Origin of the sequence: Micromonospora qiuiae, assembly GCF_016863555.1 — a bacterium.
Classification (GTDB): Bacteria; Actinomycetota; Actinomycetes; order Mycobacteriales; family Micromonosporaceae; genus Micromonospora; species Micromonospora qiuiae.
In genome coordinates this window covers 1-12,479 of sequence record NZ_BOPC01000058.1, presented here as the reverse complement: position 1 = coordinate 12,479, position 12,479 = coordinate 1, and the positions used below count along the sequence as shown (strand labels likewise).

The 12,479-nt window shown below is 71.2% G+C and carries 14 protein-coding genes; 6 read left to right on the top strand and 8 right to left on the bottom strand.

What is annotated here, in order from left to right; all coding sequences use genetic code 11:
* Nucleotides 1-11: 11 nt before the first annotated feature.
* Complete coding sequence (locus Vqi01_RS20380; RefSeq protein ID WP_239098530.1) at nt 12-2,084, bottom strand: APC family permease; 2,073 nt, start codon at nt 2,082-2,084, stop codon at nt 12-14.
* Nucleotides 2,085-2,319: 235 nt separating this feature from the next.
* On the opposite strand from Vqi01_RS20380, the gene Vqi01_RS20375 reads away from it, so the two are divergent.
* Nucleotides 2,320-2,985 (top strand): potassium channel family protein, encoded by a 666-nt coding sequence (locus Vqi01_RS20375; protein WP_204036417.1) that lies wholly within the window; start codon nt 2,320-2,322, stop codon nt 2,983-2,985.
* Nucleotides 2,982-3,677 (top strand): potassium channel family protein, encoded by a 696-nt coding sequence (locus tag Vqi01_RS20370; protein WP_204036416.1) that lies wholly within the window; start codon nt 2,982-2,984, stop codon nt 3,675-3,677. The genes Vqi01_RS20375 and Vqi01_RS20370 overlap by 4 nt, the downstream gene beginning before the upstream one ends.
* Before the next feature lie 13 nt (nt 3,678-3,690).
* Here the strand turns inward: Vqi01_RS20370 and Vqi01_RS20365 are convergent, their stop codons facing one another.
* From Vqi01_RS20365 to dut, 4 genes are all read right to left on the bottom strand, one after another.
* Nucleotides 3,691-4,386, bottom strand: a complete 696-nt coding sequence (locus Vqi01_RS20365) for a DUF3159 domain-containing protein (RefSeq protein WP_204036415.1) — start codon at nt 4,384-4,386, stop codon at nt 3,691-3,693.
* A gap of 31 nt (nt 4,387-4,417) precedes the next feature.
* Nucleotides 4,418-4,798 carry an OB-fold nucleic acid binding domain-containing protein gene (locus tag Vqi01_RS20360; protein WP_204036414.1) on the bottom strand — a complete coding sequence of 127 codons (381 nt, stop codon included), beginning with the start codon at nt 4,796-4,798 and terminating at the stop codon, nt 4,418-4,420.
* Between the two features lie 129 nt (nt 4,799-4,927).
* On the bottom strand, nt 4,928-5,599 hold the full coding sequence (locus Vqi01_RS20355) for a DUF3710 domain-containing protein (RefSeq protein ID WP_204036413.1): 672 nt from the start codon (nt 5,597-5,599) through the stop codon (nt 4,928-4,930).
* Nucleotides 5,596-6,126 (bottom strand): dUTP diphosphatase, encoded by a 531-nt coding sequence (gene dut / locus Vqi01_RS20350; RefSeq protein WP_204036412.1) that lies wholly within the window; start codon nt 6,124-6,126, stop codon nt 5,596-5,598. Before dut ends, Vqi01_RS20355 begins: the two co-directional genes overlap by 4 nt.
* Before the next feature lie 85 nt (nt 6,127-6,211).
* Here dut and Vqi01_RS20345 point away from each other — a divergent pair, with 85 nt between their 5' ends.
* Nucleotides 6,212-6,703, top strand: a complete 492-nt coding sequence (locus Vqi01_RS20345) for a DUF3093 domain-containing protein (RefSeq protein ID WP_204036411.1) — start codon at nt 6,212-6,214, stop codon at nt 6,701-6,703.
* An 81-nt stretch (nt 6,704-6,784) separates the two neighbouring features.
* On the opposite strand, the gene Vqi01_RS20340 is transcribed toward Vqi01_RS20345, so the two are convergent.
* Together Vqi01_RS20340 and Vqi01_RS20335 are read right to left on the bottom strand one after the other, a co-directional pair.
* Complete coding sequence (locus Vqi01_RS20340; protein WP_372444383.1) at nt 6,785-7,618, bottom strand: hypothetical protein; 834 nt, start codon at nt 7,616-7,618, stop codon at nt 6,785-6,787.
* Nucleotides 7,619-7,841: 223 nt separating this feature from the next.
* Nucleotides 7,842-8,138, bottom strand: a complete 297-nt coding sequence (locus Vqi01_RS20335; RefSeq protein WP_007075406.1) for a DUF4193 domain-containing protein — start codon at nt 8,136-8,138, stop codon at nt 7,842-7,844.
* A gap of 432 nt (nt 8,139-8,570) precedes the next feature.
* Here Vqi01_RS20335 and Vqi01_RS20330 point away from each other — a divergent pair, with 432 nt between their 5' ends.
* Nucleotides 8,571-9,089 carry a LytR C-terminal domain-containing protein gene (locus Vqi01_RS20330; RefSeq protein WP_204036446.1) on the top strand — a complete coding sequence of 173 codons (519 nt, stop codon included), beginning with the start codon at nt 8,571-8,573 and terminating at the stop codon, nt 9,087-9,089.
* Between the two features lie 102 nt (nt 9,090-9,191).
* On the opposite strand, the gene Vqi01_RS20325 is transcribed toward Vqi01_RS20330, so the two are convergent.
* A complete protein-coding gene (locus Vqi01_RS20325) occupies nt 9,192-10,013 on the bottom strand; it encodes an inositol monophosphatase family protein (RefSeq protein WP_204036445.1) in 822 nt (273 codons plus the stop codon).
* Nucleotides 10,014-10,298: 285 nt separating this feature from the next.
* On the opposite strand from Vqi01_RS20325, the gene Vqi01_RS20320 reads away from it, so the two are divergent.
* Both Vqi01_RS20320 and Vqi01_RS20315 read left to right on the top strand, forming a co-directional pair.
* Nucleotides 10,299-11,915, top strand: coding sequence for an RNA polymerase sigma factor (locus tag Vqi01_RS20320; protein WP_204036409.1), 1,617 nt, complete (start codon nt 10,299-10,301; stop codon nt 11,913-11,915).
* Nucleotides 11,916-12,158: 243 nt separating this feature from the next.
* Nucleotides 12,159-12,392, top strand: coding sequence for a DUF7455 domain-containing protein (locus Vqi01_RS20315; protein WP_093410327.1), 234 nt, complete (start codon nt 12,159-12,161; stop codon nt 12,390-12,392).
* The last annotated feature ends 87 nt before the right edge of the window (nt 12,393-12,479 follow it).

The following is a 12,479-nucleotide window of genomic DNA, read 5'->3' as shown; positions in this document are numbered from 1 at the left end:
GCGCTCGGCGCTCACCGCGGCTCACCGCCTTCCTGTTGTCGTTGATCGGCGCTACTGCTCGCCGTCGGGACGCTCGGCGGCAGCGCGCTGCGCGGCGCGGCCCGGGGTCCCCGGGCCGGTCCACGGCCCAGGGTGGCGTCCATCCGGTCGAGGTCCTTACCGGCGGTGGAAGCGAGCTGCCAGGGCACGCTGGTCACCATCACACCCGGCTCGAACAGCAGCCGCCCCTTCAGCCGCAACGCGCTCTGGTTGTGCAGCAGGTTCTCCCACCAGCGCCCGACGACGTACTCGGGGATGAAGACCGTGACCACGTCGCGCGGCGAGTCGCGACGCACGCCGGCCACGTAGTTCAGGATCGGGCGGGTGATCTCCCGGTACGGTGAGTCGATCACGGTCAGCGGGATCGGCACGTCCCGCCGTTCCCAGTCGGCCTGCAACTGCCGGGTGTCGGTGTCGTCCACGTTCACGGTGACCGCGGTGAGCGTGTCCGGTCGGGTGGCCCGGGCGTACGCCACGGCGCGCAGGGTCGGCTGGTGCAGCTTGCTGACCAGCACGATGGCGTGGTTGCGGGCGGGCAGCACCGGCCGGCCGTCGTCCGGGGCAAGCTCGACGGCGACCCGGTCGTAGTGCCGGCGGATGGCCAGCATCAGCAGGTAGATCACGCCCATCGCGACGATGGCGATCCAGGCGCCGAGCAGGAACTTGGTGACCAGCACGATGATCAGCACCGTGCCGGTCATCGCCATGCCGAAGGCGTTGATGGCCCGGGACCGCCGCATCCGCCCGCGCCCACGCGGGTCCCGCTCGGTGCGCAGCAGCCGGTTCCAGTGCCGGATCATGCCGCCCTGGGAGAGGGTGAACGAGACGAAGACACCCACGATGTAGAGCTGGATGAGCCTGGTCACCTCGGCCTGGAAGCCGACGATCAGCACGATCGCGAAAATGGCCAGGAAGAGAATGCCGTTGGAGAAGGCCAGCCGGTCGCCGCGGGTGTGCAGCTGCCGGGGCAGGTAGCGGTCCTGGGCGAGGATCGAGCCGAGCACCGGGAAACCGGTGAAGGCCGTGTTGGCGGCCACGAAGAGGATCGTGGCGGTCACTCCGCCGACCAGGAACAACAGCACCGAACCGGAGCCGAAGATCGTCTCGCCGAGCTGGGCGGTGACGGTCTTCTGCACGTACCCCTCGGGGCCGGAGAGGATCTGCAGCCGCGGGTTCTCGACGAACTGCAACCCGGTGAGCCGGGCCAGCCAGACGATGCCGACCAGCATGCTCACCGAGACCAGGCCGAGCAGCAGCAGCGTGGTGGCGGCGTTGCGGCTCTTCGGCGCCTTGAACGCCGGCACACCGTTGGAGATGGCCTCCACGCCGGTGAGCGCGGCGCAGCCGGAGGAGAAGCTGCGCAACAGCAGAAAGGCCATGGCCCAACCGGTGGTGTCGTGCCACTCGGCCGCGATCGTCAGGTCGGCGCTGGGGGCGCGCAGGTCCTCGCCGAGCACGACGATCCGGACCAGCCCGGTGAGGATCATGCCGATGACGACGATCAGGAAGCCGTACGTGGGGATGGCGAACACGATGCCGGAGTCCTTCAGGCCGCGCAGGTTGACCGTGGTCAGCAGGGCCACGGCGATCACCGCGATGAGCACCTTGTGGTCGGCCACGAAGGGGATCACCGAGCCGAGGTTCGCCACCCCGGAGGAGACCGACACGGCGACCGTCAGCACATAGTCGACCAGCAACGCGCTGGCCACCCCGACGCCGAAGCGGGGGCCCAGGTTGACGGTGGCCACCTCGTAGTCCCCACCGCCGGAGGGGTAGGCGTGCACGTTCTGCCGGTAGCTGGCCACCACGGTCAGCATCACCACGACGACCGCCAGGGCGATCCACGGCGAGAAGACGAAGGCCGAGGCGCCCGCGACGGAGAGCATCAGCAGGATCTCGTCCGGTGCGTACGCCACGCTGGACAGCGCGTCCGAGGCGAAGACCGGCAGGGCGATGCGCTTCGGCAGGAGGGTGTGCTTGAGCCGGTCGGACCGGAACGGTCGACCAACGAGCAGCCGCTTCAGCAGCGAGGTGGATCGGGCCACGACCGCCAAGCGTACGGCCAGCATCCGGCCGCCGACGGGGTGGCCGGCTGCCGACGGGGATGGACGGTGCCCGGCTGCCGACGGGGATGGACGGTGCCCGGCTGCCGACGGGGGTGGCTGGGTGGCCGGCTGCCGACGGACGGGCGCCCGCAGTAGCGTCGGTCCCCGTCAGCGGTCCGGACGTGGCAGGCTCGCAGACAACGAGGCGCAGCGGCAGGCAGCCTGGGAGGCGAGCGTGCATATCGTGATCATGGGATGTGGCCGGGTCGGCTCGACCCTGGCGCACAACCTGGAGGCCCGAGGGCACTCGGTGGCGGTCATCGACCAGGAGGCCGACGCCTTCCGCCGGCTGGGCCCGGACTTCGCCGGGATCACGGTGACCGGTGCCGGTTACGACGGTGACGTGCTCCGCCGGGCCGGCATCGAGCGGGCGGACGCCTTCGCCGCCGTCTCCAGCGGTGACAACTCCAACATCATTTCCGCCCGGCTGGCCCGCGAGACGTTCGGCGTGTCCCGGGTGGCGGCCCGCATCTACGACCCGCGCCGGGCGCAGGTCTATGAGCGGCTGGGGATCCCCACCGTGGCCACCGTCCGGTGGGCGGCCGACCGGATGCTGCGACACCTGCTGCCCGAGGGCAACGTGGAGATCTTCCGGGACTCGACCAGCACCGTCTCCATCATCGAGGTAGCGGTGCACAAGGACTGGATCGGCCACCCGGTGCGGGCCCTGGAGCAGACGGCCGGAGCCCGGGTGGCGTACCTGATCCGCTTCGGCATCGGCACACTGCCCACCGCCTCCGCTGTGGTGCAGGAGGGCGACCAGGTTTTCATGCTGGTCACCGACGACATGGTGGACGCGGTGACCACGGTGGTGGCAGCGCCGCCGGAAGGGGGGCAGTGATCGTGCGGGTCGCCATCGCCGGCGCGGGCAACGTGGGTCGGTCCATCGCCCAGGAGCTGATCGTGAACGGCCATCAGGTACTGCTGATCGAGCGGCAGCCGCGGATGCTGCGACCCGACCGGGTGCCGGAGGCCCGCTGGGTGCTGGCCGACGCCTGCGAGCTGACCAGCCTCGAGGAGGCCGAACTCGCCGACTGCGACGTGGTGGTGGCCGCCACCGGCGACGACAAGGTCAACCTGGTGGTGTCGCTGCTGGCCAAGACCGAGTTCGCGGTACCCCGGGTGGTCGCCCGGGTCAACCGGGCCGAGAACGAATGGCTGTTCACCGAGCAGTGGGGGGTCGACGTGGCGGTCAGCAAGCCACGGGTGATGGCTGCGCTGGTCGAGGAAGCCGTGACCGTCGGCGACCTGGTCCGCCTGATGACGTTCCGGCAGAGCGAGGCGAACCTCGTGGGGATCACGTTGCCGCCGAGCGCGCCGTACGTCGGCGAGCCGCTGCACGCGGTGCCGCTGCCCCGGGACGCCGCGCTGGTGGCGATCCTGCGCGGCAAGCGGGTGCTGGTCCCCACTCCCGACGACCCGGTCGAGGCCGGCGACGAGCTGATCTTCGTCTGCACGACCGAGATGGAGGACGCCGTACGGGCGGTCGTGCTCGGCCCGGACAGCGTGGAACGTACCCGCGAGTCGCGATGACGGCCCGGGCCGGTCAGCCGCCGGGCAGCGGCGTCGGCTGCCCGTGCGGATGCGGCTGCCGGGTGACCCGGCGCACGGTCCACACCGTGATCAACAGCAGCAGGACGTAGGGCGGGTAACCCAGCACCAGCCGCGCCACGCCGAGCGCCGTGTCCTGCTCGGCGATGTACAGCCCGGCCTGCACGCCGACCTTGGCCAGCCAGACCACCCCCCACAGCACGGTCAACCCGGTGAAGGTCCGGACCAGCTTCGGGTCGTCACGCCACTGCGCACTGCCCTTGGCCACCAGCACCGACCAGAGCCAGCCGACCAGCGGCTGCCGGATCGCCGCCGAGACCAGCAACACCACCCCGTAGCCGATGCCGTAGATGATGCCCGGCAGGTAGAAGTCGCGCGCCTCGCCGGTACGCCAGGCGATGGCGGCGCCGATGGCGATGCCGAACAGCCCGTTGACGGCGTGCCGCACCGGTCGGCGCTGGGCCAGCCGCAGTCCGCCGATCAGCAGCGCCACGGCCACCGACGCGATCACCGCGGGCCGCAGTTCGCCGACGATGTTGGCGATCACGAAGACCACCACCGGGATGCTCGACTCGAACAGCCCTCGCCAGCCGCCGAGCTGGTCGGCCATCTGTTCGGCGACGGTGGGCAGCCGTTCCTCCTCCGCCGACCCCGTCTCCGGCTGTGTAGCCGAGGGCTGTTCCGTGGTCATCGCCTGCCTTCCATCCGCCTCGCCCGCAACTTCACTTCGACGGCTCCAACTCGTAGTACGGGTTGTAGATCACTTTGCGGTCGTCCCGCACCGCGACCCGGCCCCGGGCGGTCAGGTGCCGCCCCGGTTCGATACCGATGATGTGCCGCCGCCCCAGCCAGACCAGCGTCAGCACATCGCTGCCGTCGTAGAGGTCCGCCTCCAGCGCCGGCTGGTTCATCCGCGGCGTGTAGACGACGGTACGCAGCCGACCGGTGACGGAGGCCATCTGCCCACGGCCGCATTGCCGCACCGGCACCGCGCCGCACCGGGCGCTCTCCCGTTGCAGCTGCTGTGCCTCGATCTCGGCCTCGCTCGCGGTGAACCGGCGCAGCATCCGGCGCAGCGAACCCCGCCCCTCGTCGGCGGTCATGACCTCCGCGTCACCCTCTCCACACCGGCCGGCTGGTGCCGGGGTCGGGCCGTGCCGGCGGCGCCGGGACGGCTTCCCGCCAGCGTACGCCGACCGGGGCCGCCCCGGCAGCCGACGGGAGCACCGCGATCAGCGACCGCCCGGAGTCGACGGGGCGTCTGCGGTCGCCGGGCCGGCCTGCTGACCCGCCTCACGCGGCAACCGCAGCGGCAGCGGCTCACGCACCGGCTTGGCCTCCGCCCCCCGGTCGACGACCAGCCCGTCCAGGCACCGGGCCAGCGGGCCGGCTTTGGCCGGGTTGGTGGCCGCCTCACCCTGGTACACCGCGCGGACCATCCAGCGCGGCCCGTCGATGCCGACGAACCGCAGGTCGGTCAGGCCGTCCTCGCTCCGCACCCGGGCATGCAGCTCGGTGCCGTACTCGCCGGCGACCTCCTGAACGGCGGCGCCGTCGTTCAACAGCGACTGGCGGATCTCCTCGCGCACCTCGTCCCAGATCCCCTCGCTACGCGGGGCGGCGAAGACACCGACCTGCAGGGCGCTGCGTCCGTGCACCAGGATCACCTGCCGGATCACACCCTGCTGGTCGGCCTGCACCCGCACCTCGACGTCGGGCACCGCGGGGATCTGCAGGCTACCCAGGTCGAGTCGCTGCACCCCCTCGGGCGCCTCGGTGACGTCGTACGGCCCGCGCGCCGGCGCCGCCGGGGCCTCCTCGGTGACCTCCGTGGTCTCGGGCATCTCGGCGGCTCGCTCGTCGCGGGCGTGCCGTCCCGCGGCCCGCTTTCGGGAGAAGATCACTGCGTCCACCCTCCGCTGTTCGCACCCACGGTGCCGTCTCGTCCGTCCGCGCCATCCGTCCCCGGCGACGGCACCAGGCCGTCGTGCCCGCCGGTGGAGCCGTGGCCGCCGGTCCCGCGTCCGGACGCGGGCAACTCGTCCACCGCCCGGAACGCGGCCCGTGCCACTCGCTGCACAACGAGTTGCGCGATCCGGTCGCCCCGGGAGATCTTCACCGGCTCGGCCCGATCATGGTTGATCAGGTTGACCAGGATCTCACCCCGATAGCCGGCGTCGACCGTACCGGGCGCGTTGAGCACCGTCACGCCGAGTCTCGCCGCGAGCCCCGATCGGGGATGGACCAGGCCCACGTACCCCTCGGGCAATGCGATCGCCACGCCGGTCGGCACCAGCGCCCAACCACCGGGCGGCAGCTCGACGTCGGCCGCCGCCACCAGGTCGGCACCGGCGTCACCGGGATGGGCGTACGCCGGCAGCGGCAGCTCGGGGTCGAGCTGCCGCACCAGCACGGGCACCAGGTCGGTCACGGGTTTCCCTCTCTCGTCTGTTTGGCTGGGGTGACCCTGCCATCCTGCCCGGTACCCGGGCCAGCCCGCGCCGTACCCTGGCAGAGTGAGCCAGTCACCGTCTGCTTCCTCCACCACGGCACCCGCGGCCTACGCCGAACGGCTTCGCCTGCCCTGGTGGCTGTGGCTCGCGGGGCTGGCCGTCGCCGCCCTGGTCGCCGTCGAGGTGTGGATGGGCGGCATCGGCGTACGCGCCTGGTTGCCGTTCGCGGTGCTGCTGCCGGCCGCGATCGCCGCGATGGCGTGGTTGGGCCGGATCCGGATCGCGGTCAGCGACGGCGAGCTGCGGGTCGACGACGCCCGGCTGCCGGTCCGGTTCGTCGCCGACGCCATCCCGTTGGACGCCGACGGACGGCGTGAGGTGCTCGGCGTCGGGGCCGATCCGCTGGCTTTCGTGGTCCAGCGGCCGTGGGTCCCCGGCGCGGTCCAGGTGGTTCTCGACGATCCGGCCGACCCCACCCCGTTCTGGGTGGTCAGCTCGCGGCACCCGGTCGAGCTGGCGGAGGCGATCCTGACCGCCCGGCAGGCGGCGAGCTGATCCGGCGTACGTTGCCTGCCCGGGCGACGCCGGGACGCCATCCGACGGTGGCGTCTCAGGGTGCGCTGCGGGCGACGCGGGTCAAGCGCCCGGCAGCGCAGGTGGAGCACCCGGCAGCGCACGCCGCTGCCGACGCAGATCGGCGCGGAGCTGCTCGGCCAGCGTTCGGGTCGCCCGCCGGTTCAGGTAGCTGGCCACCGCGGCACCGGTGAGGAACGGGCCCAGCGTGGTCATGTTCCGGCCGAAGCGCTTCAGCAGGGTTTCCCGCAGCTCTCGCCGCGCGGCCGTGCCCAGCACGGCGCCGACGCCCACGCCGGGCATCATCGGGTTGACCCCACGTTGGTTGGCCCAGGCCTGCACCAGGGCCACCGTCCGCTGGGTGCCCCCGGCAGGCAGCGGGGTGCGATAGACCTCGTGCAATTCTCCGGTCAGTTTCAGCTCGATCGCCACCACGGCCACCGTTTCGGCCGCGAGCAGGATCGGCGCGGACAACAGCGCCGGCGCGACCGTCCACTGCACGGCGGAGGCGCCGCCACCGGCCGCGCCGACTCCCGCGGTCGCCCGGGCCGCGTTGCGCACCAGCCGGTCGGCCAACTCCTCGCCGTCCAGATCGGGGAAATGCCGGCGCAGGGTGGCCAGGTCACGGATCGGCACGTGAGGGGCGATCTCGGCGACCGTCTCGACCATCCAGCGCAGCGCCGCCCGCGGTTTGAACAGGTCGCGCACCCCCCGGGCCCGGGCCTGGTCGACGAGCCGGCCGAGCAACTGCCGGCGGGTGGCCGGCTCGATCTCGTCGGCGGTCAGCGCCGCGATCGTCGCACCCAGTTGGTCCGCACCACGCTCGCCATCGCCCCCGCCCACGGCGGCATCACGCTCGCGCCTGCGCCGATGATTCGCTCGCTCGCGCCTACTCATGCCGGCACTCCGCTGCGCTCCATGCCGCCATGAGGCACCACCGCACTGCGCCGATGATTCGCTCGCTGGCGCTCGCTCATGCCCCGACCTCCCGGCTGGACGACCGCCGGCACGGCGGCCTGCCTACGAGTGAATCAGGTCAGTCCACGCGGTGCTCGCCGAGCCGGGCAGCGGCGGCTCCCGGATGGAGCCGCCGCATGTGCCGGTGTTGTCGATCCGTCGGTCAGACGCACTCGCGGCAGATCAGCTCGCCGTTGCGCTCGACTGCCAACTGGCTGCGGTGATGCACCAGGAAGCAGCGGGCGCAGCGGAATTCGTCCTGCTGCATCGGCAGTACCTTGACGGTGAGCTCCTCGTCGGCCAGATCGGCTCCGGGCAACTCGAAGCTCTCAGCCACTTCGGCCTCGTCGACATCCACGGCGCCCGACTGCGAGTCGACACGCCGGGCCTTGAGCTCTTCCAGGCTGTCCTCGCCGAGGTCGACCTCGTCGCGGCGCGGGGCGTCGTAGTCGGTGGCCATCGGTTTCACTCTCCCATTTCGATGTTGTCGCTTCCGGTTGTAACGCCGGACGACGCTGTTTCGGTTCCGCTGGCCGGCTACCGCTAGTGTCGGCCACCTGACCCGATGACCGCTCGGGGCAGGTCGCCGGAGGATCTTCCCCGGCGAGCGCGGAACCCTACCCCCCCTTTGGGCGAGGCATGTATACCGCCCTCGTGGCTGAGATGTACGCCCCTGGACGGGAAGTTGTTCCCAATGTGACTCAGGCGACACGAAGATAGGGGTAGTACTACCCGGTTATCGGATGGCGCGCCGGCATGTCGGACTGTTTCCACGCGACGGTCGGACAACCGCTAACCTCAGCGGCGTACCCGACGGCCGGCGGGACGCCTCACCGTCGACGGCCGCCGCCACCCATCCACTGCGGGGAGCGCACTGATGAGCTTTGCGCGAGTGCGAGCACTCGTTGCCGTCGGCCTGCTGGCGGTGCTCGCCCTGGTCTTCGTGGTCGCCGCCCTGATTCGGGACACGCAGAGCAACGCCGGCATCGCCGAAGGCTGCCCCGACGACTGGCCGCGCGCCGATGTCACGCTACGCGAACGCAAGGACGTCAAGATCAAGGTGCTGAACGGCACGGATCGCCCCGGTCTGGCCGCCGTGGTCGGCGACGATTTCCGCAACCGCGACTTCCAGGTGGAGTCGCACGCCAACTCGAAGAAGAAGATCGACGAGGTGGCGGTGCTGCGCTACGGCCCACAGGGGGTCGGGTCGGCGCACCTGCTGCAGGCGTACTTCCTGGGCCGCGCGAAGCTCGAGTACGACCCCAACTACGACGACGCGGACGTCGTCCGGGTGATGCTCGGCAACGAGTTCCAGCAGTTGGCCACCACCACCGAGGTCAACCAGTCCCTCGGCGACCTCGGTGCCCCGGTCGCCCCGCCGGGTTCCTGCCCCGTCGTGAACGAGAAGTGATCGGGCCGAGCGGTCCGCCTTGTCGGGCGACAGGACGGATCGTCCGGCCGAACGGGTCGATCTGACCGGACGAGCGGTCGCGGCGATGATCAGCCGGTCGGGTCACGGTCCGCCGGAGGCGTCCAACCGGGCCAGGTGGTCGTGCAGGGCGTCGAACAGTGCCGGCGGGGCGGCGACGACCATGTCCGGCCCGGGCGCCAGGCCCTTGAGCCCGCCGATCCGCAGTCCGGCCTCGGCGGCCACCAGCGCACCAGCCGCCTGGTCCCAGGCCGCCAGGCCCTTCTCGTAGTAGGCGTCGGCCCGCCCTTCGGCGACCAGGCAGAGGTCGACGGCTGCCGCACCGAGCCGACGGATGTCCCGCACGTGCGCGATCAACTCGGCCACCACCCGGGCCTGGTGGGCCCGGCGTCGCGGGTCGTAGCCGAACCCGGTGACCACCAGCGCCTGGGCGAGGTCGGTCTCGGTGGAGCAGCGCAGTCGCTGACCGGCCCGCCAGGCGCCGCCGCCGACGGTAGCGGTCCACTCCTCGCCGGTGTGGATGTTGCGCACCACACCCGCCACCACCTGGCCGTCCACCTCCGCAGCGATCGACACCGCACAGTGCGGGAGCCCGTAGAGGTAGTTGACCGTGCCGTCGATGGGATCGACGATCCACCGCACCCGCGCCGGCGGCTGATTGCCGCGCTCCGCCGTGCCGTACTCCTCGCCCAGCACGGCGTCGGCCGGCCGCAGCTGGCGCAACGCGGCGGTGATCTGGCGCTCCACAGCCCGGTCGGCCGCGGTCACCACATCGGTGATGGTGCTCTTGGTAGCCGCGACCGAGACACCCTCGGCCCGCATCCGGTACGCGGTGCCCGCCGCGTCCCGCGCCACCCCGATCGCGATCTCCAGTAGCTCTGACGAGGGGGGTGTCGAGTGCTCCATCATCCGTCCCCTTCCCACGCGGCCGGGTTTCCGGGTTCCACGCGGGTATCATCCTTACAAAGTCCACAGAAACACCGGATCGGCGGCCTCGGCCACCGATCAGCCGTGCGGCGCGGGATGATCGCCGCAGACGGCGTTACAATTCAGCCCTGCCCACGCGCCACGGGCGGCCAAGTGACCGGCCGACCGGGGACACGGGGTCCTCAATCACATCGCCCGGCGCGGTGCCCCGCGCTGCGCCGGACGATCCGGCCGTGCTCGCTCTTCGCCTCCGGAAGGTCATTCGTGACAGAACCCCGCCAGACCGGCGCCGACGTTCGCTCGCTCACCGACACCTTGATCGCCCACGCCCAGAGCGCCGGCGGCCAGCTCACGTCGGCCCAGCTCGCGCGCACCGTCGAGTCCGCCGAGGTGACTCCGGCCCAGGCCAAGAAAATCCTGCGAGCGCTCTCCGAGGCCGGGGTGACCGTGGTGGTCGACGGCTCGGCCAGCACCCGCCGCCGGGTTGCCGCCGCCCGCTCCGCGACCCCCGCGTCGCGGGCCACCACCGCCAAGACCACCAAGAAGGCCGCGCCCGCTCCGAAGCAGGCGCCCGCGGCCGAGGAGACCTCGGCAGCCCCGGCGCCGCGGAAGGCGACCTCGCGCAAGGCCGCCGGCACCACCGCCGAGGTGGCCGCCAAGGCTGCCGGGCCGGCCAAGAAGACCACCCGGGCCACCAAGGCGACGGTGGCCGCCGCGGCGAGCGCGACCAAGCCCGCCAAGGCCGCCGGCAAGGCCGCCAAGGGTGAAGGCACCCCCGAGGGCGAGGTGGACCCGGAGGAACTCGCCGCCGAGATCGAGGACGTGGTGGTCGAGGAGCCGGCCGAGCTGGCCCAGGCGGCCGAGGCCGACGCCGCGAACTCCGCCAGCGACAACGACTTCGAGTGGGACGACGAGGAGTCCGAGGCGCTCAAGCAGGCGCGCCGGGACGCCGAGCTGACCGCCTCCGCGGACTCGGTCCGGGCGTACCTCAAGCAGATCGGCAAGGTCCCGCTGCTCAACGCCGAGCAGGAGGTGGAGCTGGCCAAGCGGATCGAGGCCGGGCTCTACGCGGCCGAGCGGCTGCGCGCGGCCGACGAGGGCGAGGAGAAGCTCGTCCGCGAGATGCAACGCGACCTGCTCTGGATCTCGCGCGACGGTGAGCGGGCCAAGAACCACCTGCTGGAGGCCAACCTCCGGCTGGTCGTCTCGCTGGCCAAGCGGTACACCGGCCGTGGCATGGCCTTCCTCGACCTCATCCAGGAAGGCAACCTCGGCCTCATCCGCGCCGTCGAAAAGTTCGACTACACCAAGGGCTACAAGTTCTCCACCTACGCCACCTGGTGGATCCGCCAAGCCATCACCCGCGCCATGGCCGACCAGGCCCGCACCATCCGCATCCCGGTGCACATGGTCGAGGTGATCAACAAGCTGGGCCGGATACAGCGCGAGCTGCTCCAGGACCTGGGCCGCGAGCCCACTCCGGAGGAACTGGCCAAGGAGATGGACATCACACCGGAGAAGGTGCTGGAGATCCAGCAGTACGCCCGGGAGCCCATCTCGCTCGACCAGACCATCGGCGACGAGGGCGACAGCCAGCTCGGCGACTTCATCGAGGACTCGGAAGCCGTCGTGGCGGTCGACGCGGTCTCGTTCTCGCTGTTGCAGGACCAGCTCCAGCAGGTGCTCCAGACGCTGTCCGAACGTGAGGCGGGCGTGGTACGCCTGCGGTTCGGCCTGACCGACGGCCAGCCGCGTACTCTTGACGAGATCGGCCAGGTCTACGGCGTGACCCGCGAGCGGATCCGGCAGATCGAGTCCAAGACCATGTCCAAGCTGCGGCACCCGTCGCGCTCCCAGGTGCTGCGGGATTACCTCGATTGATCAGCATCCGTCAACAGATCGTGTCGTTTTGATCACCTGACGACAACGCCGGATGGTGATCAGGCGATTGCCCGAATGTGATCGTTGACGTGGCACCCTGGGTGCACGGCACACTGTCCGTGCCAGGTGTGACCTCGGTCCCCTGAGGGCACACAGGGAAGGCGAGGCCCGCCAAGGGTGTTGCACGATAGGTGACCAAGACCGAAGAGAGTGTTCATCGGTGACGACCAGAGGAGGAAGGCGATGACCCCGACCCTCACGCCGCCGCCCGAGACGGTGAGCCCCCCGGCCGCCGATGAACGGTGCGACCGCTGCAATGCCGCCGGCAAGCTCCGGATCACCCTCGCGGGTGGTAGTGAGCTCGTGTTCTGCGGACACCACGCGAACAAGTACGCCGAGGATCTCGTGAAGATCACTGTGCGGTATGCGACGGACCCGGAATTCACGTGGCGCGGCGCCGACCTGATGGCGAACTGAATCACAGCTCGACCTAGCGGCCGGAGACATCCACGATGTCTCCGGCCGCCCCTTTCTCCCTGCCGGCCTCCCCCTCCCCCCCCCCCC

Excerpts from the sequence above, each read along its gene's own strand:
- Vqi01_RS20365 (WP_204036415.1), bottom strand. The coding sequence starts at position 4,386 with ATGACCACGGAACAGCCCTCGGCTACACAGCCGGAGACGGGGTCGGCG.
- Vqi01_RS20360 (WP_204036414.1), bottom strand. The coding sequence starts at position 4,798 with ATGACCGCCGACGAGGGGCGGGGTTCGCTGCGCCGGATGCTGCGCCGG.
- Vqi01_RS20340 (WP_372444383.1), bottom strand. The coding sequence starts at position 7,618 with ATGAGTAGGCGCGAGCGAGCGAATCATCGGCGCAGGCGCGAGCGTGAT.
- Vqi01_RS20335 (WP_007075406.1), bottom strand. The coding sequence starts at position 8,138 with ATGGCCACCGACTACGACGCCCCGCGCCGCGACGAGGTCGACCTCGGC.
- Vqi01_RS20325 (WP_204036445.1), bottom strand. The coding sequence starts at position 10,013 with ATGGAGCACTCGACACCCCCCTCGTCAGAGCTACTGGAGATCGCGATC.
- Vqi01_RS20315 (WP_093410327.1), top strand. The coding sequence starts at position 12,159 with ATGACCCCGACCCTCACGCCGCCGCCCGAGACGGTGAGCCCCCCGGCC.